The sequence below is a fragment of the Streptomyces thermoalcalitolerans genome (assembly GCF_039525155.1).
Lineage (GTDB): Bacteria > Actinomycetota > Actinomycetes > Streptomycetales > Streptomycetaceae > Streptomyces > Streptomyces thermovulgaris.
On the sequence record NZ_BAAAHG010000030.1, the window covers coordinates 51,833 to 74,748 of the forward strand.

17 protein-coding genes and 1 pseudogene are annotated in these 22,916 nt (G+C 68.6%); 9 read left to right on the top strand and 9 right to left on the bottom strand.

Going from position 1 to position 22,916, the window contains the following annotated elements; translation table 11 throughout:
* The 7 genes from ABD224_RS17910 to ABD224_RS17940 all read right to left on the bottom strand — a co-directional run.
* On the bottom strand, positions 1-478 hold a 478-nt coding region (locus ABD224_RS17910; RefSeq protein ID WP_344050951.1), incomplete at its 3' end, for an ATP-binding cassette domain-containing protein.
* Entirely contained in the window at positions 471-1,529 is a 1,059-nt protein-coding gene (locus ABD224_RS17915; RefSeq protein ID WP_344050953.1) for an ABC transporter ATP-binding protein, read from the bottom strand. The genes ABD224_RS17910 and ABD224_RS17915, both read right to left, overlap by 8 nt.
* A gap of 11 nt (positions 1,530-1,540) precedes the next feature.
* Entirely contained in the window at positions 1,541-2,500 is a 960-nt protein-coding gene (locus ABD224_RS17920; RefSeq protein ID WP_344050955.1) for an ABC transporter permease, read from the bottom strand.
* Positions 2,493-3,422, bottom strand: a complete 930-nt coding sequence (locus ABD224_RS17925) for an ABC transporter permease (RefSeq protein WP_344050957.1) — start codon at positions 3,420-3,422, stop codon at positions 2,493-2,495. Before ABD224_RS17925 ends, ABD224_RS17920 begins: the two co-directional genes overlap by 8 nt.
* A 202-nt stretch (positions 3,423-3,624) precedes the next feature.
* Complete coding sequence (locus tag ABD224_RS17930) at positions 3,625-5,241, bottom strand: peptide ABC transporter substrate-binding protein (RefSeq protein WP_344050959.1); 1,617 nt, start codon at positions 5,239-5,241, stop codon at positions 3,625-3,627.
* A gap of 633 nt (positions 5,242-5,874) precedes the next feature.
* On the bottom strand, positions 5,875-7,782 hold the full coding sequence (typA, locus tag ABD224_RS17935; protein WP_344050961.1) for a translational GTPase TypA: 1,908 nt from the start codon (positions 7,780-7,782) through the stop codon (positions 5,875-5,877).
* 161 nt (positions 7,783-7,943) lie between these two features.
* Entirely contained in the window at positions 7,944-10,262 is a 2,319-nt protein-coding gene (locus ABD224_RS17940) for an ABC transporter family substrate-binding protein (RefSeq protein WP_344050963.1), read from the bottom strand.
* A 552-nt stretch (positions 10,263-10,814) separates the two neighbouring features.
* On the opposite strand from ABD224_RS17940, the gene ABD224_RS17945 reads away from it, so the two are divergent.
* The 4 genes from ABD224_RS17945 (at position 10,815) to ABD224_RS17960 (ending at position 14,794) form a co-directional block, all read left to right on the top strand.
* Positions 10,815-11,114, top strand: coding sequence for a hypothetical protein (locus ABD224_RS17945; protein WP_344050965.1), 300 nt, complete (start codon positions 10,815-10,817; stop codon positions 11,112-11,114).
* Between the two features lie 65 nt (positions 11,115-11,179).
* A complete protein-coding gene (locus ABD224_RS17950; protein ID WP_344050967.1) occupies positions 11,180-12,016 on the top strand; it encodes a hypothetical protein in 837 nt (278 codons plus the stop codon).
* Positions 12,017-12,053: 37 nt separating this feature from the next.
* The gene (locus tag ABD224_RS17955) at positions 12,054-14,027 is read left to right on the top strand and encodes a fumarate reductase/succinate dehydrogenase flavoprotein subunit (protein WP_344050969.1); all 1,974 of its coding nucleotides are present in this window, start codon (positions 12,054-12,056) and stop codon (positions 14,025-14,027) included.
* Positions 14,024-14,794, top strand: a complete 771-nt coding sequence (locus ABD224_RS17960) for a succinate dehydrogenase/fumarate reductase iron-sulfur subunit (protein ID WP_344050971.1) — start codon at positions 14,024-14,026, stop codon at positions 14,792-14,794. The genes ABD224_RS17955 and ABD224_RS17960 overlap by 4 nt, the downstream gene beginning before the upstream one ends.
* A gap of 39 nt (positions 14,795-14,833) precedes the next feature.
* Here the strand turns inward: ABD224_RS17960 and ABD224_RS17965 are convergent.
* Positions 14,834-15,979: pseudogene (locus tag ABD224_RS17965) on the bottom strand (hypothetical protein).
* Positions 15,980-16,074: 95 nt separating this feature from the next.
* Between ABD224_RS17965 and ABD224_RS17970 the strand changes: the two are divergent.
* The 4 genes from ABD224_RS17970 to ABD224_RS17985 all read left to right on the top strand — a co-directional run bounded on the left by ABD224_RS17970 (position 16,075) and on the right by ABD224_RS17985 (position 20,701).
* A complete protein-coding gene (locus tag ABD224_RS17970) occupies positions 16,075-17,652 on the top strand; it encodes a hypothetical protein (RefSeq protein ID WP_344050973.1) in 1,578 nt (525 codons plus the stop codon).
* Between the two features lie 299 nt (positions 17,653-17,951).
* Positions 17,952-18,812 carry an immunity 49 family protein gene (locus ABD224_RS17975; RefSeq protein ID WP_344050975.1) on the top strand — a complete coding sequence of 287 codons (861 nt, stop codon included), beginning with the start codon at positions 17,952-17,954 and terminating at the stop codon, positions 18,810-18,812.
* 117 nt (positions 18,813-18,929) lie between these two features.
* Positions 18,930-19,781, top strand: coding sequence for an immunity 49 family protein (locus ABD224_RS17980; RefSeq protein ID WP_344050977.1), 852 nt, complete (start codon positions 18,930-18,932; stop codon positions 19,779-19,781).
* 59 nt (positions 19,782-19,840) lie between these two features.
* The gene (locus ABD224_RS17985) at positions 19,841-20,701 is read left to right on the top strand and encodes an immunity 49 family protein (protein WP_344050979.1); all 861 of its coding nucleotides are present in this window, start codon (positions 19,841-19,843) and stop codon (positions 20,699-20,701) included.
* Positions 20,702-20,807: 106 nt separating this feature from the next.
* Here the strand turns inward: ABD224_RS17985 and ABD224_RS17990 are convergent, their stop codons facing one another.
* Positions 20,808-21,236 carry a hypothetical protein gene (locus tag ABD224_RS17990; protein ID WP_344050981.1) on the bottom strand — a complete coding sequence of 143 codons (429 nt, stop codon included), beginning with the start codon at positions 21,234-21,236 and terminating at the stop codon, positions 20,808-20,810.
* Between the two features lie 288 nt (positions 21,237-21,524).
* Between ABD224_RS17990 and ABD224_RS17995 the strand changes: the two genes are divergently transcribed.
* On the top strand, positions 21,525-22,385 hold the full coding sequence (locus ABD224_RS17995; protein WP_344050984.1) for an immunity 49 family protein: 861 nt from the start codon (positions 21,525-21,527) through the stop codon (positions 22,383-22,385).
* The last annotated feature ends 531 nt before the right edge of the window (positions 22,386-22,916 follow it).

Below are 22,916 nucleotides of genomic sequence, written 5' to 3' on the forward strand. Positions count from 1 at the left end.
TGTCGCCCACCGTCATCCGGGGGTTGAGCGAGGTGTAGGGGTCCTGGAACACCATCTGGATGTTGCGGCGCACCGCCTTCAGGGCCCTGCCGGACAGCCTGGTGATGTCCTGGCCCTTGTAGAAGATCTCGCCGGAGGTCGCCTGCTCCAGGTTCATCAGCAGCTTGGCGACGGTGGACTTGCCGCAGCCGGACTCGCCCACGATGCCGAGGGTCTCGCCCTGGTACAGGTCGAAGGAGACCCCGTCGACCGCCTTGACCGCACCGATCCGCTTCTTGAACAGGATGCCCTGGGTCAGCGGGAAGTGCTTGACCAGGTTGCGCACCTGGAGGATCGGCTCACCGCGCTCGACCCGCGCCTCGAGCGCGCTGACCGCCTCCTCCTCGCTGCCGGCCTTGACGACGTCCACCTCGGTGACGTTCGGGGTCGCGTCCACGGCGCCCTGCGGCTGCTCGTCCTTCTTCTTGAGCTCAGCCATGGATGGTCTCCCTCCAGAAGTGGCACGCACTGCCGCGGCCGACCAGCTCGGTGCCGTCCTGCTCGGTGACGGGCGCCAGGGCCGGGATCTCCGTACGGCAGATGTCCTGCGCCTTGGGGCAGCGCGGGTTGAAGGCACAGCCGGACGGGATACGGGTGAGGTTGGGCGGCAGGCCCTTGATTGCGTAGAGCTCCTGGCCCTTCTGGTCCAGGCGCGGGATCGAGTCGAGAAGGCCCTGGGTGTAGGGGTGCGCGGGCCGCTTGTACAGCTCGTGCACGGGGGCGGTCTCGACGATGCGGCCCGCGTACATCACCGCGATCTTGTCGGCGACGTCCGCGACCACACCCAGGTCGTGGGTGATCAGGATCAGGCCCATGTTGTACTCGCGCTGCAGCTCCGCGAGCAGATCCATGACCTGGGCCTGCACCGTCACATCGAGCGCCGTGGTGGGCTCGTCGGCGATGATCAGGTCGGGCTCCAGGGCCAGCGCCATGGCGATCATGATGCGCTGGCGCATACCGCCGGAGAACTGGTGCGGGTAGTCCCCCACCCGTGCCGCCGCCGCGGGGATCTTGACCCGGTCCATCAGCTCGATGGCCTTGGCCTTGGCCTCCTTCTTGGACAGGCCCAGGTGGACCCGGAACATCTCGCCGAGCTGGTAGCCCACGGAGAGCACCGGGTTCAGCGAGGACAGCGCGTCCTGGAAGATCATGGCGATCTTCCGGCCGCGGATCTTCCGCCGCTCGTCCTCGGGCATCTTCAGCAGGTCCTGGCCGTGGAAGAGGATCTCCCCCTTGGGGATCCGTCCGGGCGGCATGTCGAGGATGCCCATGATCGCCTGTGCGGTCACGGACTTGCCGGAGCCGGACTCGCCGAGCACGGCGAGCGTCTCACCGGCGTTGACCGTGTAGTTGACACCGTTGACGGCCTTGGCGACACCGTCCCGGGTCCTGAACTCCACGTGCAGGTCACGGACTTCGAGCAGCGGGGTGCCGGGGTCCGCCTCCGGCCGGGGGGCGGGAACGTCCGCGGTCTTGTCGAGGATGGTCACGTACGCCTCCCTCAGCGCAGCTTGGGGTCGAGGGCGTTGCGTACCGCATCGCCGAACATCAGGAACGAGAGCACCGTGATCGACACCATGACCGAGGGAATGATCAGGACATACGGTGCGTTGCGCAGCTGCTGCTTGCCCGTGGCCACATCCACGCCCCAGGAGACCGTGGGCTCGGCGAGACCGATGCCGAGGAAGGACAGCGTGGCCTCGGCCGCGATGTAGCCGCCCAGCGCGATGGTCGCCACGACGATGATGGGGGCGAGCGCGTTGGGCAGGATGTGCTTGAGCATGATGCGCGTGGTGGAGGCGCCGAGCGCCCTGGCCGCGACGACGTAGTCGGACTGCTTGATGGTGACCACCGCACCACGGGCCACACGGGCGATCGTCGTCCATCCGAGGAAGGCCATGGCCGCGATGACGACCCAGATCTTGCGCTCGGCGAAGGTGGTCAGGATGACCAGGGCGCCGAGCATGTACGGGATGCCCATGAACACGTCGGTGACCCGGGAGAGCAGGGAGTCGACCAGGCCGCCGAAGTAGCCGGCGGTCATGCCGATCGCGGTGCCGAGGATGGTCACCAGCAGGGTCACGCCGACACCCACCAGGATCGAGGCACGGGCTCCGTGGACGACCCGGGCGTAGATGGAACGTCCCTGGCCGTCGTAGCCGAACCAGTCGGGCTCGAAGAAGTGGCTCCAGTTGGGGGGCTGGAGATAGTGCTTGGCCAGATCGGCGTCGCGCGGCGAGGCGCTGGTGAACAGCGACGGCGCGAACGCCATCACCAGCAGCAGCACGATCAGCACGGACGAGACCAGGAACAGCGGGTTGCGGCGCAGGTCGTACCAGGCGTCGGACCAGAGGCTGCGGGCCTTCGCCGCGGCGGGCGCCGCCGCCTCGGGAGCGGCGGCCTCAAACTCCGCGCCGGTCGCCTCGGACAGTTCGACCTTGTCAGCAGTCTTCTCAGGCATACCGGATCCTCGGGTCCAGGACCGCGTAGAGCAGGTCGACGATCAGGCTGGTGAACAGGTAGACGATCACGATCAGCGAGGCGATGCCCACGACCGTGGCGCCCTCCCTGCGGGTCAGGGCCTCGAAGATGGCGTTGCCGACGCCCTGCACATTGAAGATGCCCTCGGTCACGATGGCGCCGGTCATCAGGTTGCCGATGTCGGTGCCGAGGAAGGTGACCACGGGAATCAGGGAGTTGCGCATCAGGTGCACGCCGACGATCCGCCGGCGCGGCAGCCCCTTGGCCACGGCGGTGCGCATGTAGTCGGCCCTCAGGTTCTCCGCCATCGACGTACGGGTGAGCCGGGCCACATACGCCAGGGAGAGGGACCCCAGGACGACCGCGGGCAGGAGGAGGTCGCCGAAGTTCTCGGAGTCCTGCACGGTCGGGGTGACCACCTGGAGCTGGAAGGCGAAGAGGTACTGCAGCAGGTAACCCAGCACGAAGGAGGGCATCGAGATCAGGATCAGCGTGAGGGTCAGCAGCCCGCGGTCCTGGACGGAGTCCGGGCGGAGCCCGGCGATGACGCCGAGGCCGATCCCGACGATCGCCGTGAAGGCGAACGCGAAGAGAGTGAGACGGATGGTCACCGGGAACGCGGCGGCGATGATCTCCGAGATCTCCCGCTTGCTCGCGATCTCGGTACCGAAGTCGCCCTGGAACAGACCGGCCAGGTAGTGGCCGTACTGCCACCACCAGGGCCGGTCGAGTCCGAGATCATGTCTCATCTTCTCGACCAGGGTCGGGTCGAACGCCTGCTCTCCCATGAGCGCCCTTACGGGGTCACCGGGCAGGACGTACATCATCATGAAGATCAGGAAAGTTGACCCGATGAATACCGGGATCATCTGGAGCAGTCGTCGTGCGACATAACGCCCCATAAAGTGCCTCCGTGTGGGATGACTGCAGCCGAGGGCCGTCCGGAAGGGGAACCCTCCGTGCAGTTCTCCGCACCTTCGCACAAGCCGAAGGCCGAGGAGGGGGCGGGGGGTGGGGGGACGGTCCTGCGGCCTCCGCCGCCGCCGGTCGGGCGACCGGCGGCGGCGGACTGACGGCCGAGGGGGAAGTGGCCCGCAGGCTCGCTTACTTGACGGTGACCTTGTACAGCTGGATGTCGCCCTGGTAGTTGATGGTCACGTTGTCGACGTTCTTCCCGTGGCCACCGTTGATGCGGTAGTACCACAGCGGGATGGACGGCATCTTGTCGACGAGCTTCTTCTCGACTTCCTGGTAGGCCTTGACCGCCTCGTCCAGGGACGCGGCGTTGTCCCCCTTCTCCATCAGCTTGTCGATCTCCTTGTCGGAGAAGCGACCGTTGTTGGACTCGGCCTTGGAGTGGTAGAGCTCCTTGAGGAAGTTGATGTTGATCGGGTAGTCGGCCACCCAGCCACCGCGGTACATCGACTTGACCTCGTTCTTGTCACGCGCCTCGAGGTCGGTGGCGAAGTCCGGCTTCGGGTCGCCGACGCAGTCGATGCCGGTGGCGTTGCGGATCGACTCGCAGACCGCGGTCACCCACTCCTTGTGGCCGCCGTCGGTGTTGTACTGGATCCAGATCTTGTTGCCCGGGACGCCGCCGCCCTCCTTGATGAGCTGCTTGGCCTTGGCCGGGTTGTACGTGAAGATGTCCGTGTTCAGGTCCTGGTTGCCCTTGACCTGCGGCGGGACGAAGCCCTTCGCGGGCGTACGGGTGTTGTTCAGGACGGTCTTGGTGATCGTGTCACGGTCGATCGCCATGGACAGGCCCTGGAGGACCTTCGGGTCGACGCCCTTGAACGTCTTGGAGTAGAAGGCCGGCACCAGCGTCTGGATGGCGGCGTACGGCTGCTCGATGGCGCCGTCACCGAGGTCCTGCTTGTACTTCGGCAGGTCCGTCGGGCCGACCTGCCTGATGATGTCCAGGTTGCCGGAGACGACGTCCTGGTACGCCGCCTCGAGGGTGGCGTAGTGCTTGAACTGGATGCCCTTGTTCTGGGCCTTGTTCGGACCCTGGTAGCCGTCCCAGGCCTTGACCTGGATCAGCTTCTTGTGGACCCACTTCTCGAACTTGTACGGGCCGTTGCCGATCGGCTTCTGGCCGAACGCCTTCGGGTCGTCGTAGAAGGCCTTCGGCAGCGGGGCGAAGGTGGTGTAGCCCAGCTTGTAGTTGAAGTAGGGGACCTGGTCCTTCAGCTCGATGGTGAAGGTGGTGTCGTCCACGACCTTCAGGCCCGACATCTTGTCGCTCTTGGGCTCACCCTTGTCCGGGTGGACGTCCTCGTAGCCGGCGATGTCCGAGAACCAGAAGGCGTTCTGCTGGTTGTTCTTGGCGTTCGCGTACCAGTTCCAGGCGTCGACGTACGACTGCGCGGTGACGGGCTCGCCGTTGTGGAACTTCCAGCCCGGCTTGAGCTTGACCGTCCAGGTCTTGGAGTCCTTGGTGGTCACGGACTCCGCGTTGGCGTAGACGATCTCGCCCTTCTCGTCGAAGTCCAGCAGCTGCGTGAACAGGGCCCGGATGACGTAGGCGCCGTTGCTCTCGTTGGTGTCGGCCGGCATCAGAGGCTTCTGCGGCTCACCGACGTCGATCGAGACATACCCGGCAAGAGCGCCCTTCTTCGACGAATCGCCCTTGTCACCGCTGCCGCCACCACAGGCAGTCGCGGCAAGCGCGACGACGATTGCCCCCGCGACCCACTTGGCGCTCCTGGCACCGCGCATGGGTTCCTCCTCATGAATCCTGTTGTTCACCACAAGAGTGGGCACACGACACCCCGCCGACATGCAAACCGGAGAAGGTCGAGTGCCCCCGCACGCTCGTACGCCGTCGCCCGCTGCCACTGCACAGGGTGACTCGCTCATCCGAGCTCTACGCGCCTAACTATCTGCTATCGACCACCGACCGACCACACCCCTGAGGTCTCGGTTCGATCACACCTGCCGCTCACTTCTTCCAAAATCCGGACAAAGGGTTTGGCGAAAGACCCCTGCGAAACGGACTTGTTACACATCTATCGGCCCCAGGTGTCCGAATATCGGACAGTTGGCAGGTGAAAACCGCTTGCGGTCTACGGTGGTGGTCGTATGCCGTCGTAAGCGCGTGTGCGACACCGTGCACAGCGCGCGCCCGTTGCGCTGCCCCGTCTCCGCCAACGGGCGCCAGGACCAAGCCATTCGGTTAAGGCCTCTCACTGTGTTCCGGGTAGGCGTGCCCCGCAGCAAGGTAGTGCGAATCAGCCGTCCTGTGGCGATTCCGAGCCACTCCGAAGGGTTTTCCCTACACTTCCCGCCCGCACGCACAGGGCCGGGTGTCCCGTCGTGCGGGACACCCGGCCCTGTGCGGCTCGAGGGGCCTCAGCCGTGCTTGGCGCGGCTCGCGGCGCGGGCGCGGGCGCGCTGGTCGAGGACGACCTTGCGGATGCGGGTCGCCTCCGGGGTCACCTCGACGCACTCGTCGTCGCGGCAGAACTCCAGCGCCTGCTCCAGGGAGAGCTTGCGCGGCGGGACGATCGACTCGGCCACCTCGGCGGTCGAGGACCGCATATTGGTGAGCTTCTTCTCCTTGGTGATGTTGACGTCCATGTCGTCGGAGCGGGAGTTCTCGCCGACGATCATGCCCTCGTACACCTCGGTGCCCGGCTCCACGAAGAGCACACCGCGCTCCTGGAGATTGATCATCGCGAAGGCGGTGACGACGCCGGCACGGTCGGCGACCAGAGAGCCGGTGCTCCGCGTCTGCAGCGGGCCGAACCAGGGCTCGAAGCCCTCGTGGACGGAGTGGGCGATCCCCGTGCCGCGGGTCTGGGTCAGGAACTCGGTGCGGAAGCCGATCAGACCGCGGGAGGGCACGACGAACTCCATGCGGACCCAGCCGGAGCCGTGGTTGGACATGTTGTCCATCCGGCCCTTGCGCACTCCCATCAGCTGGGTGACCGCGCCCATGTGCTCCTCGGGCACGTCGATCGTCAGCCGCTCGACCGGCTCGTACGTCCTGCCGTCGATCTCCTTGGTGACGACCTGCGGCTTGCCCACGGTCAGCTCGTAGCCCTCGCGGCGCATGGTCTCGACCAGGATGGCCAGCGCCAGCTCGCCGCGGCCCCGGACCTCCCAGACGTCGGGGCGGTCGGTGTCCAGCACGCGCAGCGACACATTGCCGATGAGCTCGCGGTCCAGGCGGTCCTTGACCTGGCGGGCGGTGACCTTGCGGTCCTTGACGACGGCCTTCGCGTCCGCGCCCTTGCCGGTGCCGCCGCGGCCGACCAGCGGGGAGGTGTTGGTGCCGATGGTCATGGAGATCGCGGGCTCGTCGACCGTGATCAGCGGCAGCGCGACCGGGTTCTCCGGGTCGGCCAGCGTCTCGCCGATCATGATGTCCGGAATGCCGGCGACGGCGCAGATGTCACCGGGGCCGGCCTTCTCGGCGGGCTTGCGGGTGAGCGCCTCGGTCATCATCAGCTCGGAGATCCGCACGTTCTGCACGGAACCGTCGCGCTTGATCCAGGCGACCGTCTGCCCCTTGCGCAGCTCGCCCTGCTCCACGCGCAGCAGCGCGATACGGCCGAGGAAGTTGTCCGCGTCGATGTTGGTGACGTGGGCCTGGAGGGGGGCGTTCTCGTCGTAGGTGGGCGCCGGGATGTACTCCAGGATCGTGGAGAAGAACGGCTCCAGGCTGGTGGAGTCGGCGGGAACCGTCCCGTCCTGGGGCTTGGTGAGCGAGGCGACGCCCTCCCGGCCGCAGGCGTAGACGATCGGGAACTCGATCTGGTCCTCGTCGGCGTCCAGGTCCAGGAACAGGTCGTACGTCTCGTCGACGACCTCGTCGATCCGGGCGTCGGGGCGGTCCGTCTTGTTGATGCAGAGAACGACGGGCAGACGGGCCTGCAGGGCCTTGCGCAGCACGAAGCGGGTCTGCGGCAGCGGACCCTCGGAGGCGTCCACGAGCAGGACGACACCGTCGACCATCGACAGGGCACGCTCCACCTCGCCGCCGAAGTCGGCGTGGCCGGGGGTGTCGACGATGTTGATCGTGACAGGGTCCCCGCCTTCCTTGGGGTGGTACTTCACCGCCGTGTTCTTGGCGAGGATCGTGATGCCCTTCTCACGCTCCAGGTCGTTCGAGTCCATCACCCGCTCGTCGACCTGGTCGAGCTGGTGCGCGGCGAAGGCGCCGGCCTGCTTGAGCATGGCGTCGACGATGGTGGTCTTGCCGTGATCGACGTGGGCGACGATGGCGACGTTACGGATGTCGTGGCGCGTGGCCATAGTGAGGGGTACTCCCGGAGTGTGCGGAAGACCTGCGCGTATGTCGGTGTTACGCGGGCCCTGCCGGGCTGAACATGCCACGGCCTCACCCCATGGTACGGGTCCCGCGGGAGTGGTCCGCGGGACCCGTGACGCCCTGCCGCCTCACGCTCTCCGGCGCCCTACCGCTTCACGCTCTTCTTCAAAAAGCCCATGTCCTCGTAGACCGGGGTCTTGAAACCGAAGGCACCGATGTTGGCCAGATCCTTGCGCACGGCCGTCAGCTGGGGGCGCTGGTAGAGGGGGATCGAGCCGGCGGCCGCCCAGATGCGGGCGTCGGCCCTGCGGAGCAGACCGCGCTGCTCGTCCTCGTCCAGGGTCGCGACGGCCTGGTCGAAGAGCTGGTCGATCTGGTCGGTGCCGACGCGGGTGTAGTTCTGCTGGACGTTGAGGGAGCCGTCGGCGGCCGGGACGGGCTTGGCGTAGATGGGGCGGGCGTCGGTGGCCGGGAAGGCGGAGGCGGGCCAGGAGTACAGCGCGAGGTCGTACTGGCCGGAGGCGATGTGGTCCCAGAAGTAGCTCTCGTCGGAGACCTTGTTGATCTCCGTGGTGATGCCGATCTTCTTCAGCATGGCCGTGATCCGGTCGGCGACCTTGCTCAGGGTGTCGGAACCCGGCCCGGAGGGCAGCACGAAGCGGAGCGTGAGCGGTTTGCCGTTCTTGGCCAGCGGACCCGAGGCGGTGCCCGCCGCCGGCGCCGCGGTGCCCTTGGGGGCGTAGGCACCGGGCGCCCCGCCCGGCCCGAAGCGGCCGTCGGTGTACCGCCGGTCGCTCTGGGCCGGCCGCTCGGTGCCGTCCTGGTCGTCCCGGCCGTCCCGGCCGTCCCGGCCGTCCCGGTCGCCGTCTCGCCGGGCCTCGGCGGATGCCTTGGTGTCGTCGCTGTCGGCGTTGTCGTTGTTGTTGTCGCTGTCGGCGTTGTCGCCGTTCTCCGTGCGGCCGTGCACGCCGACGATGTACGTGCCGTCGTCGCTGTCGCCGCCGCTGTCCGAGGAGCTCTGGGCGCCGTGGCCCTGAGCGCCGGCCGTTTTGCTCTCCTTCTTCTCCTCCTTCTTCTCGTTCTTCTTCTCCTCCTTCTTCTCGTTCTTCTTCTCCTTGACCGGGCCGGGCACCCAGCCCGCGTCCGCGAGCAGGGCGAGGGCCTGGGCGGTGTCCTGGCCTCCGAGGGCGTCGCTGCCGTCGGCGTAGACGCTCTGGCCGGCCAGGGCGAGGTGGCTGCCGACCGGGGTCGCGGGCAGGCCGAGCGGCTTCAGGACGAGTTCGGCGATCTCCTTGCGGTTCAGCGCGTGCGCCACGGCGTGGCGGACCCGCTCGTCGGCCAGGGGGCCGCCCTCGCCGTTGAGGGCGAGCTGGGTGTAGGCGGGCTCCAGCGACTTGCGCACCTGGATGTCGCCGAGCGCCTGCTGCTGCCGCAGACGGGCGGTGAGTTCCTTGTTCTCCTCCTTCAGGACGCGCAGCTCCCGGTCGGTGTCCTTGTCCTCGGTGCCGTGCTCCAGGGCCCAGACACGCAGCGCCGTGGCGGCGGTGCGGCCACTGGACGCGCCCGGGAAGGGCGATCCCGCCCGGGCAGCGGCGGACGTGATCCGGGGGACGTCGGCGGGGTCGATGTCGGCCACGTCCACGGAGCCGTCGGCGAGCGCCACGACCCGCTTGTCGCGCGGCACCTCGTGCAGCACGATCTCGGACAGCTTGGCCGGGCGGCCCCACCAGCGCGGGTTGCGGGCGAGGACGACGTCCTTGTTCTTGGTGTCGACCTTCCGCACGGTGAACGGACCCGCGGTGACCTTCAGCATGGTGCGGGCACCGTCGTTGAAGGAGTTCGCGGCGCCCATCACGTCCTTCGGGTACAGCGGCGAGAACAGCGACCGCCAGTCGGCGTAGGGGCGGGCGAAGGTGACCCGGACCTCCAGGGAGCTGGCACCGCGCTCGACCTTCTGGATGCGGTCGTAGCCGGCGTTGCGGGCGGTCCAGTACGCGGAGTCCTTGCCGGACAGGGCGCGCCACTGGGCGGCGAAGTCCTCGGCGCTGATCACGCGGCCGTCGCTCCAGACGGCCTGCTGGTTGAGCCGGTAGACGACGACCTGCTTGGGCTCGGTCTCCACCACCCGGGCCGATTCCAGATAGTTCTCGTCGAGCTGCGGACGGCCCCTCTCGTCCATCCGGAACATGGCCGGCAGCACCGCCCGGGCGATCCAGGCGGTGCCGGCGTCGGCGTCCACCTGGAAGGTGTTCAGCGTCTGCGGCATCGCGTCCACGGCCCAGCGCAGCGTGCCCCCGTCGGCGATCTCGTGGCGGGCGGCGGGGGCGATGTCCTGTCCGGCCAGCGGCTTGTTGCCGTCGTCACCGGAACCGCAGCCGGCCAGGAGGTGCACCGCGAGGGCGCCCGCGGTCAGGAGGGCGGCCGAGCGCATGGCCGAGCCGAGCCCGACACCGTCGTAGGACATCTGTGCTACCTCCGTGGAGCCGCTGCCGCCGATGGCCGGGTGGGACCGGGTGGGAAATGTCACAGGTGGCGGTATTTTGGTGCTCATCAGATCTACGGCCCACTGAAAAGGAAACGGTTCGCCCGCCGGAGGCGACACGGCGGCGCGGGTCCGGAAGGCCACCCGCCCGGCGCAACGCACGCCCCGGCGCGCACAGAGCACACACCGAGCACCCCATCGAGCGCTCACCGAGCACGCACTGCGCAGGCACGACACGTGTACGGCCCAGGCACGACACGTGTACGGCGCAGGCACGGCGCGCGCACCGCTCGTACGCACAGCGCATCACCGCGTGCGCATCACCGAGCGCACCACCGAGCCGGCACCCGGCGACACAGAGCGACACACAGCGAGAACAGAGCGAGAACAGAGCGCAGCGGGCACGTGCGGGGGTGCGCAATCCGCCAATCGCCGCACCTCCCCTTCCCAGCGGCAGTGTGACGCGCAACACTCGCAGACGCGTGAACGTTGCCGTCCAGGGCCGCCGGCGGCCCGCGGAAGTGAGGTCACGTCATGTCCGTGCACGACGACCTGGCATCGGCCCAGCGCGCCCTCAACGACCTGCTGCGGTCGGTGAGCCGGCTGGAGCAGCAGCTCGGCAACGGGCCGGAGATACGCCGCGTGCGCATCGACGCGGGTCACCTTCGCGACAGCGTCGGCATGCTGCGCGAGGCCTCCCGGAGCTCCACCCCCACGTCCACCCCCACGCAGCGCCCCACCCTCGTCACCATCTCCGACACGCCCTACGACATCTCCCTGTGGACGGACTCGGACGACGAGGGGCTCGGCGCCCGCAACCGCCACGCCCCCTGACCCTCCCCCCTCGGCACCGGAGCCGGTGCTCCGGAGCGCGCTCCGACAGGAAGGTGCGTCCCGCCTTGGCCACTGGTACGGAACCTCCCGCCACAGATCCCCATACGCCCCGCGGCGGTGTCCGCTCCCCGGCGCGCGCCGCCATCACCGCCCCGCACCTGCGCACCGACCGCTGGTGGCTGGCCCCCGCCGCCACGGTGGCCGGCCTGCTCGCATTTGTCGTGTACTCGACCTGGCGGGCCTTCGCGAACACGCACTACTACGCGGCCCCGTACGTCTCGCCGTTCTACTCGCCCTGTCTGGCGGAGAACTGCGTGCCCATGCGCGCGGGCCCCAACATCGCCCTCTTCGGCAGCTGGTGGGCGATCTCCCCGGCGATCATCATCCTGCTCTTCCCCCTGGGCTTCCGGCTGACCTGCTACTACTACCGAAAGGCCTACTACCGGGGCTTCTGGGCGTCCCCGCCGGCCTGCGCGGTCGCCGAACCGCACCGGAGGTACACGGGCGAGACGCGCTTTCCGCTGATCCTGCAGAACCTGCACCGGTACTTCTTCTACGCCGCGCTCCTGGTCGCCGGCGTGCTGACCTACGACACCGTGCTGGCCTTCCGCGACCAGGACTACCGCTGGGGCCACATGGGGCTCGGCACGGTCGTCTTCCTGGTCAACATCGTGCTGATCTGGGCGTACACGCTCTCCTGCCACTCCTGCCGGCACATCGTGGGCGGGAAGCTCAAGCACTTCTCGAGGCATCCCGTGCGCTACCGCTTCTGGCAGTTCGTGAGCAGGCTCAACGCCCGCCACATGGAGCTGGCCTGGGCCTCGCTGTTCAGCGTGGCGCTCGCCGACTTCTACGTCTTCCTGGTCGCCTCCGGCGCCTTCGATGATCCGCGCTTCTTCTAGTCGATGTACCAGTGGGTACCAGTGAGTGGGGTCTGTGATGTCCGTGGTGGACCGGCAGGAGTGGGACGTCGTGGTGGTCGGCGCGGGTGGCGCCGGGCTGCGTGCGGCGATCGAGGCACGTGAGCGCGGGGCGCGGACGGCGGTGATCTGCAAGTCGCTGTTCGGCAAGGCGCACACGGTGATGGCCGAGGGCGGCATCGCGGCGGCCATGGCCAACGTCAACGAGCACGACAGCTGGCAGGTCCACTTCCGCGACACCATGCGCGGCGGCAAGTTCCTCAACCAGTGGCGGATGGCCGAGCTGCACGCGAAGGAGGCCCCGCAACGGGTGTGGGAGCTGGAGACCTGGGGCGCGCTGTTCGACCGGACGAAGGACGGCCGGATCTCGCAGCGCAACTTCGGCGGGCACGAGTACCCGCGCCTGGCGCACGTCGGTGACCGCACCGGCCTGGAGCTGATCCGGACGCTGCAGCAGAAGGTGGTGTCGCTGCAGCAGGAGGACTTCAAGGAGACCGGGGACTACGAGTCCCGGCTGAAGGTCTTCCAGGAGTGCACGGTGACCCGGATCCTCAAGACCGCGCCCGACGGCGGCTCCGCCGGGGAGAGCCGGGTGGCCGGGGTCTTCGCCTACGAGCGCGAGTCCGGCCGTTTCTTCGTGCTCGAGGCGCCCGCGGTGGTGCTCGCGACCGGTGGGATCGGCAAGTCCTTCAAGGTGACGTCGAACTCGTGGGAGTACACCGGCGACGGCCACGCCCTCGCGCTGCTCGCCGGGGCACCGCTGCTGAACATGGAGTTCGTGCAGTTCCACCCGACGGGCATGGTCTGGCCGCCGTCGGTGAAGGGCATCCTCGTCACCGAGTCGGTGCGCGGCGACGGCGGGGTGCTGCGCAACTCCGAGGGCAAGCGGTTCATGTTCGACTACATCCCCGAGGTCTTCAAGGACAAGTACGCCGAGACGGAGGAGGAGGCGGACCGCTGGTACGAGGACCCGGACAACAACCGGCGTCCGCCGGAGCTGCTGCCCCGGGACGAGGTGGCCCGCGCGATCAACGCCGAGGTGAAGGCGGGCCGCGGCTCGCCGCACGGCGGGGTGTTCCTCGATGTGTCGACCCGGATGCCGGCGGAGGTCATCCGGCGGCGGCTGCCCTCGATGTACCACCAGTTCAAGGAGCTGGCCGACGTCGACATCACGGCGGAGCCGATGGAGGTCGGGCCGACCTGCCACTACGTGATGGGCGGCATCGCGGTCGACTCCGACACGGCGGCCGCCCGCGGGGTGCCGGGGCTGTTCGCGGCCGGGGAGGTCGCGGGCGGCATGCACGGCTCCAACCGGCTCGGCGGCAACTCGCTGTCCGACCTGCTGGTCTTCGGCTGCCGGGCGGGCCGGTACGCGGCCGAGTACGCCCGGTCCCTGGCGCACGCACGCCCGCGCGCGGACGGCGCCCAGGTGGACGCGGCGGCGGCCGAGGCGCTGCGGCCGTTCTCGGTGGAGGAGGCGACGGCCGAGGAGGGGGCGGTGGCCGGGGCCCCGCCGGAGAATCCCTACACCCTGCACCAGGAACTCCAGCAGACCATGAACGACCTGGTCGGCATCATCCGCCGCGAGAGCGAGATGAAGCAGGCCCTGGCGAAGCTCGGCGAGCTGCGGGCACGGGCCCGGCGGGCCGCGGTGGAGGGGCACCGGCAGTTCAACCCCGGCTGGCACCTCGCCCTGGACCTGCGGAACATGCTGCTGGTCAGCGAGTGCGTGGCGCGGTCCGCGCTGGAGCGCACGGAGTCGCGCGGCGGGCACACGCGTGAGGACTACCCGTCGATGCAGCGCGAATGGCGCCGGATCAACCTGCTGTGCCGGCTGACCGACCCGGCGGGCGGCCTGGCGGCGACGGATCCGCTCAGCGGCCGGATCACCCTCACCCGGGAGACCACCGAACCCATCCGCCCCGACCTGCTCGCCCTCTTCTCGAAGGAGGAGCTGGTCAAGTACCTCACCGAAGAGGAGCTGTGCACATGAGCGGCTATGAGGCCCACTTCAAGGTGTGGCGGGGCGATGCCCGGGGCGGCGGCCTGGAGGACTTCGAGGTCGAGGTCAACGAGGGCGAGGTGGTGCTGGACGTCATCCACCGGCTCCAGGCCACCCAGGCCCCGGACCTGGCCGTGCGCTGGAACTGCAAGGCGGGCAAGTGCGGCTCGTGCTCCGCGGAGATCAACGGGCGCCCGCGGCTGATGTGCATGACCCGCATGTCGGTCTTCACCCCAAAGGAGACGATCACCGTCACTCCGCTGCGGACCTTCCCGGTGATCCGGGACCTGGTGACGGACGTCGGCTACAACTACGCCAAGGCCCGCGAGATCCCCTCCTTCGTCCCGCCGCCCGGCCTCGGTCCCGGCGAGTACCGCATGTTCCAGGAGGACGTGGACCGTCCGCAGGAGTTCCGCAAGTGCATCGAGTGCTTCCTGTGCCAGGACGTGTGCCATGTCGTCCGCGACCACGAGGACAACAAGCGGGCGTACGCCGGCCCGCGCTTCCTGATGCGGGCCGCCGAGCTCGACATGCACCCCCTGGACGCCGCCGCGGACGCGGGTCTGGACCGCAAACGCGCGGCCCAGGAGGACCACGGCCTCGGCTACTGCAACATCACCAAGTGCTGCACGGAGGTCTGCCCCGAGGGCATCAGGATCACCGACAACGCCCTGATCCCGCTGAAGGAACGGGCAGTGGACCGCACGTACGCCCCGCTGGTGTGGCTGGGCTCGAGGATCAGGCGCCGGTCGTCGTAGTCCGCAGTCGTCGTAGTCCGCGAAGGACTCACGCGGGGCTCACGAGGAGCGGGCCCAGTCCTTCCGGTACGCCCTCCAGTCGGCCTCCGTGGCGGCGAAGTCGACGTACAGCGCGACGCCGGAGCGCTCGCGGCCGGGGTCCGTGCGGGAGAGGCCGAGACGGACACCGCGGACGGCGGCGGGGACCGTCTCCGCGGAGGCACGGTGGCCGAAGCGGTTGTCGTGGAAGAAGGGCAGGCCCATCAGCAGGTCGGTGGCGGGCGGGGTGACCTCCAGGGCGAGGGAGGTCTGCTGGACGACGTAGCCGCCGTACAGGCTCTCCAGCTGCTGCATGGTGTCGTACGACATCAGCGCCACCTGGTCGACGCGGCGGGCGACCTGGCCGAAGTACGCCTGCGATCACCACTTGGGATGGCCGGTGAGCGTGCCGCACAGGGAGTGGAGGCCGGGGAGCGGGTCGATCTGGTGGGCGGCGACGGACAGGGGGACGCCGTGGGCACGGGTGACGGCGCGCAGGTCGTCGAGGAGATCGAGGTAGTGGCGGTCGCCGGAGTGCAGCGGCTCCAGGTCGAAGTGGGCTCCGTCGAAGCCGGCCGCCAGGACCTCGCGGGTGGAGGCAACCACGGCGGCGCGCGTCGCGGCCCGCTCCAGCCGCATCCCGTCGGGGCTCTCGGTGGCCAGCACGTCGCCGAGCCAGGCCTGCACACGGACTCCGGGGAGCGCCCGGTGCACCGCCGGTATCAGCCAACCCGCCCTGGGGTACGACGACTTGGGCAGGGTGCCGTCGTGCTCGAGCGGGCCCGCGTGCACATACAGATCACGGATGCCGGTGCCGCGCAGCCGACGGGCGAGGGCCTGCACATCGGCATCCTTCTTCCGCCCGTCCACCCAGGCGTGACCGAGCCAGATCGCGTCCCGGCCCCTGGTGTACGTCCCGGCGACGGGGTCGCCGCCGTAGTTCACCCGGAGGGCGGTCCCGGCGGCGAGGAGGAAGAGGACCGGCGGCAGGAGAAGGGCGAGAACGGCGCGGAGGGCCCGGCGCAGGCGGCGGCGACGGCGGGACGGGGGCGCCTGGCCGGCCCCGGGCTGTTTCGCCTCCACGGCGCTTTCCGTGCCGGTGGTGTCTCCCGTGCCGGCACTACCCCCCGTGCCGGCGCCGTCCCCCGTACCGGTGGTGTCTCCCATGCCGGTGCCCCTTCCCTCGTCGCCGCACCCCGTCCGCTCCACCACTGACGCAGCCCCGGTCGCCTGCCCGGCCGGGTGGTCATACGCTCACACATATGACGTCATCCCTGCTCCGGCCGGTCAGGACACGGCGCACGGCACCGCGTCTGGCCGCGCGGGCGGTGCGCATGGTGCTGTACGGCGCGGCGGGACTCGTGTGGCTGCTGCTCCCCGGAATGACGATCGGCAGCAGCACCGCGGTTGCACTCTCCCCAACCGGTCCGGTGGCCGTCGCCGCCGCACCGCGGCAGGACGAGACCTCGGCGGCCTCCCTCGCCCTCCCGCTCGTCGTGGCGGTGGCGGCGAGCGTGCTCGGCATGTACGGGTACCTACGGCGGCTCCGGCGGTCGAAGACCCGTACCACCCCCGGCGGCAGCCCGTCCTCGTCGTCTCCGTCACCGGCCGGCGAACTCGACGAGCGGTCACGGGACCTGCTCGTCCGGGCGGACGACTGGGTGCGCACCAGCCGCGAGGAACTCGGCTTCGCCGAGGCCCGGTTCGACGCGGCGGCCGTCGAGCCCTTCGCGCAGGCCGTACGGGCCGCCGAGGCGGAACTGGCGATCGCCTTCCGGATGCGGCGGCGCCACGACCAGGGCGTCCCGGAGGACCCGGCGGCCCGGCGACAGGCGCTGGCCGGCGTGATCGGGCGCTGCGAGGAGGCCGGCCGGCTGCTGGACACGGCGGCCGACGGGTTCGACGAGCTGCGCGGCCTGGAGCGGGACATCCGCGGGGCGCTGAAGGCGACGGAGACACGGTTCCGGGAACTGACGAGCCGGGCGCGGACCGCCGAAGCGACCCTGGCCGGCCTCGCCCGGCGGTACGCCCCCTCCGCCACGGAGCACGTCACGGGATACGCGGAACAGGCCAAGGACCGCCTGATGTTCGCCACCACCCGTCTCAACCGGGCCCATCAGGAGGCCGATCGGGGCGAGAGCGAACGAGCGGCGGGCCAGCTGCGCGCCGCCGAGGGGGCCGTGGCCCAGGCGGCCGTGTTCCTCGACGGCATCGAACGGCTCGCCGCCGAGCTGGACGAGGCCGCGGCGATGGTTCCGGCCGCGCTCAGCGGGGCGGAGGCGGAAAGGGCCGGCGCCGCGGAGCGCCTCACGGACGTACCGGCCGGTGAGGCACAGGCCCGGATCCTGCACGCCGACACCGTCCTGGCCTCCGTACGGCAGGAGACGACGTCCGGACGGCCGTACGACCCGCTGGACATCCTGCGCCGGATCGTCGAGGCAACGGCACCGCTCGCCACGGGACGCACCGGTGTCCTGTCCGCCGCCGCCCTGCTCACCGCCCGCAGCGCGGCCGCCGCCACGGCCGACTTCGTCACGACGCACCGGGGTGCGGTGGGGGCCTCGGCCCGCACCCTGCTGGCCGAGGCGGAACACCTGCTCGCCGCCCGGCCCCCCGCCGATGTCCCGCACGCCGACGCCCTCGCCCGCGAGGCCCGGGACCAGGCCGAACAGGACGTCCGCGCCCATGGAAACCCGTACGCCGAAGCGGACGCCCGCGCTCCCGGAGCCGCCGGAGCCGCCCTCGGCGGAATCCTGCTCCTCGGCTCCTCCCCCACCGCCACCCCACCGAGTTTCGGCGGCCCCCGCACCCGGAACCGCCGCACCATTCAACTCGACTGACCCTGTGTCACCCGTTTGTACGATGATGAAAGCGTGACGCGATGCAGTGTGGGTTCCCGGCACCTGCCCGGCGGAACTCACGCATCACCACAGGGGGGAGAGCAATCCCTCGACATCATCCGGGCATGCACGAGCGAGGAAAGCCATCAGGTCCGAGCGTGAACCGGCACGCAAGCCGGAGCAGCCCCCGGATGACGGAAAACCGGGCTGCATCGTCGTCAGAGGAGAGCGGGACACCGGCGAGTACGCCGGCTCCCGCATGAGGAAGTCCGGCCTTTCCGATCCGACAGGAGCGCTTCGTGAGTGTCACCATCCCGCGTCACAGTTCTCCCGGCCCCGACGACGAGGGCTATGCCGCGGACCTGGGCAAGGAGCTGCTGGAGGATGTGCAGCGGCTCGAGCGGTCTCCCGCCTCGATCGACATCGCGCTCATGACCTCGCTGCTGCACCTTCAGGCCCGCTGCGCCGTCGACCCGCGGGCCGCGCGGCTGGAGACCTGGGAAGCCGTGGTCGCCGCCATGCAGCTCCACTCGGCGCTCTACGCGGTGACCGGCGCCACGGAGGGCACGGTGCAGTGCCGCATCGCGCACGAGATGCGCACCCTCTCCGCCATCGGCCCCCGCCCCTACGCGAAGGCCGGGAACTGGCTCACCGCCTTCTGGCTGGCCGTGATCTGCCGCGACCAGAAACGCCTGACCGCACTGTGCGAGGTCCCGCTGGACCGGCTGCGCTCACCCGAGGGAACCTGCGACGCGTACGTCTACCACTGGGTGGCCGCCCTCCAGGCGTACTGGCTGCAGCGCCCGGGGCTGGTGGAGGAACTGACCACAGCACTGCAAGGCTCCCACCCCGATGTCGCGACCATCGCACCCCGCGACCTGCTGCAGCACATCCTGTATCCGCCGATCAACCCCTTCTACCGCTTCCTGCGCAAGGACCACGACGGCTTCAACCAGGCCCTCGCCGAAGCCGTGGAACTGCACAAGGCGTACTGGACCGCCGACCAGGACAGGACCGACAGCCCCTCCGGCATGGTCGCCCTCGCCCCTCTGGCCCTCGCATGCCTCGCCTACGACGGTGACATCCCGATCGAGGTCGAGACCGACTACCTGCCCAAGCACCTCCTCCAGCGCGGCTGGCTCGGTGAATTCCCCACCTGACACAGTCGCTTTCAAGAACTCCACGGCAGACACCGGGACTTCGACCACCTCGTCCGGGGATGCACGTATGCTGGGCCGAGTTCCGCTGCTTCCTTCACGATCTTCCAGGGCAATCTCTTGGTCTCGACCATCCCCCGTCACCCTTTCCCCACAGGAAATGCGAAAGAAGGCCTCGCCGTACTCCAGGAGAACGCGCAGAAGCTGGTAGACGGTCTGGAAACGGGCTCCGCCAATCTGGGTGATGCGCTGAGCACCACGCTCACCCTGGCCGAGGCTCACTGCCTGATGGACCCGCGGGCATCGCTCTTCCCCACCTGGGACGCCTGGGTCACCGCGATGCAGGTCGGTTCCGCCGTGTTCGCCGCCGCGACCACGACCGAGGACCACGTGCAGTGCCGCATCGCGCACAAGGACCGCACCCTTCAGGCCACTGGTCCACAGTGGTACGTGCACCCAGGCTCCTGGATCGCCGCCTTTTACCTGGCCGTGGTGTGCCGGGAACGGGACAGGATCACCGCCTTGTGCCACGTGCCGATGTCCCTGTTGCGGGAGAACGGTTCACGCTTCGACGCATACCACTACGCCTGGGTCGACACCCTCCAGGCCTACTGGCTCGGAGGCCAGGATCTCGGCTCGAAGCTGGTGGCCGCGGTCGACGGCACCGACCCGGCGGTCGCCACTGACCCGGAGACGGCGGGAAAACTGCTGTACCCGCCGATGGAGATGTTCCACCGCTTCATCCGCAAGGACCACGACGGCTTCAACCGGGCACTCGCCAACGCCCTTCAGTGGCACAAGGAGTACTGGACCGAGGAAAGCCGGGCCTTCCAGATCTCGGGCCTCGTCGCTCTCGCTCCCCTCGCCATCGCCTGCTTCGCCCACGACGCGGGCTTCCCCATCGAGGTCGAGTCCGAGTACCTGCCCGCCACCCTCCTCGGACGCAACTGGTGCGGAGAGTTCCCTACCTGAGGCACGCATGACCGCTTTGTCACCGTGAAGGAACGGGCTGTGAAGGATCGGAGCGAGCGATGACAGTGAGAGTGGCTCGGCACGGCGGCCCCGGACCGGACGACGAGGCATATGTGCGCACCCTGAGCGAAGGACTCTCCGAGACGATCGACGTCCTGGAACGCGTGCCGCGCATGTTCGACGGTGCGATGGATGCGGCGACCCTGCACCTCTGCGCATGTCTGGCAGTCGATCCGGACAGCTCGCACCTCCGCACCTGGGACGCCGCCGTTACAGCCATGCAGGTGACTTCCGCGGCCTTCGCCGCAGCCGTCCGACCGGAAGGCACTGTCGAGTGTCGCATTGCAGATCGGGTACGGACGATCCCCGCGACCGGCCCGCAGTACTACGCCGACGCCGGAAACTGGCTGTCTGCGTTCTGGCTGGCGATCGTGTGCCGCGAACAGGCCCGCATGACTCAACTGTGCGAAATCCCCATCGACTTCCTGCGGGGCTCGGGTGTGGAGTACGACGAGTACATCTACCACTGGATCGACGCCCTGCAGGCATACTGGCTGATACGCCCGGGGCTGGGCGAGAAACTCCTCGCCGCCATCCAGATGTCCTCCCCGGACGTCGCACGGATCGCCCACCCCGAGGTTCTGGACAAGATCCTCTACCAGCCGATCAACCTCTTCCAGTACTTCCTGCGCAAGGACCACGACGGCTTCAACCAGGCCCTTGTCGAAGCACTGGAGCTTCACAAGTCGTTTTGGACAGGCGGCGAGAACCGCGAAAAATCCGTTAAAGGCTATGTGGCACTCGGCCCGCTTGCAATCGCCTGCCTCGCCTTCGACGCCGGCTTCCCGATCACGGTCGAATCCGACTACATCCCGCGTTACCTTCTCCATCACTTCTGGCCCGGCATGTTCCCCACGTAAGGGTGCGCATCCCGCAGGCGTTGACCGTTCCACGTCACGTTCGCCCGCTTCCGGCAGTGAGCAGTGTTACTTGGACGGATGGGTAGCCACAAACGCTGACTTGTGATCAGGAGTCAGCAGCCTCAGCAGCACGCAGCGGCATTCTGACCATTTTCCCCGACCTGCTGATCAGAAGTTCCGGGATGTCATCCTCGTAGAACCTCACCTGGCCGATGACCCCCTCGGTCCTGGCGTTGCGCGCGAGCATCTCCACAAGTTCTTCCAGGTCCGGAAGGAGTTCGGCGTGGATCTCCTGCCGGGCGGTGAGAGACCAGTGACTGTCCCCCTGGACGAGCTCGCCGGTCAGAACACCGCCGATGCGTTTTGCCGGCCCACGACAGGAGAGCAAGGGGACGAAGTCGGACATCTCGTCTCCCATGTCGCTTTCGCCGCTCTCGGTGTCGAGGCCGAGGTGCCGACGCAGAACATCGAGAACGGCAGCCGGCACGGTGGGAGAAAGGTCAAGGGCAAGATCCACGGCGAACAGGTCACTCATGCACGGGAGTTTAAGAGCCGCTGCACTGGGACGGCCGAGGTTCGATACGGTACTCACCGAAGCGGCTCTGAAGACCCCGAGATGAAGAACTCAGCGCCTGAGCAGGACTTGCGGTCCTGAACCGAACCGTCCTGCGGTGGCCGACTCACACCGAACAGCCTTCCCTCGGTTGCCCTCTCTTCACCGACGGCTGTCGGTCTCACCTCTCCTCGTCGAAAAGCGGAAGAACGCCGGCACGTACGCCGGTTGCAGCACGGGGAAGTGCGACATCAGCGACAGGAGTATGCCGTGACCGTCACGATCACCCGGCACGGAGGGCCCGGTCCCCACTCCGCGAGTTGGGCCGAGGCGCTCGGTGAAAACCTCGCCGCGGACGTGGAGAAGGTCGAACGGCACCCCGGCAGGATCGACTTCATGTTCAGCACAGCCCTGCTCCATCTGCAGGCCCGGTGCACCGTGGACCCTCGTGTGGCCCGGCTTGAAACGTGGGAGGCGACGGTCAGTGCGCTGCAGGTCGGCTCGGCGATGTTCGCCATGACCGGGCAGACCGAGGGTGTCGTCGACTGCCGCATCAACCACAAGATCCGACACATTCCGGCGCTCGGCCCTCGCTCGTACGCCGACGCGGGGAACTGGCTCACCACCTTCTGGCTCGCCATCGTCTGCCGCGACCGGAAGCGCATGACCCAGCTCTGCGATGTCCCTCTCACTCGGCTGCGCTCGCCCGAGGGTTCCTACGACGAGTACATCTACCACTGGGTGGCCGCCCTCCAGGCCTACTGGCTCCAGCGCCCCAACCTCGTCGAGGAACTCACCGCCGCCATCGAGGGCTCGTATCCGGACGTCGCATCCATTGCGTCCCGCGACCTGTTGCACAAGGTGTTGTACCCGCCGATCAACCTCTTCCACCGCTTCCTGCGCAAGGACCACGACGGCTTCAACCAAGCCCTTGCCGAAGCTCTGAAGCTTCACAAGGAGTACTGGACGGCCGACGAGGATCGCGCCAAGGACCCCGAAGGCCGCATCGCTCTCGCCTCACTCGCCATCGCCTGTCTCGCCTACGACGGTGGCATCCCGATCGAGGTCGAGTCCGACTACCTTCCCCAACGCCTCCTCCAGCGCGATTGGCTCGGCGAGTTCGAGATCTGAGCCCGCTGCTTGCCGCTGCCCCAGTGCACTCGGCTGCAACACTGCGCCAGCTCAGCCTCGGTGAAAACCGGAGGAGAGCGCCCTCATCGGCGCGTCCAGTCCGGGGATGAACTCGGGTCGGCTTTCCTGTCGAACTGTCAGAAACCAGTAGCAATCTTTCTGATGGAGCTCCCCCAGAACTCCCTGGTACGTACGTCTGACTCGCTCCGTCCCCATCGTCTTCGGCAGCCCAACACCCGGAACCGCCGCACCGCTCAACGCGTCTGATACGACGTCACCCATTTGTGTGACGATGGGATCGCTACACGGTTCGGTTCGGTCTGGCGGTAGCGGACGAACGGGGGCAGCGAAACGTGATCAAGCCGGAGCAGATTCCGCAGTTCACCGGGGATCTGGAGCAGCTGGAGCGGGACTGTGCGGCGCTGCGGAAGGATGCCGGGCAGGTGCGGGAGACCGGCCGGGCGGTGCACACCAAGTTCCAGGGGCTTTCCGCCTACTACCGGGCGCCGGAGGCGGAGCAGCTGTTTGCCA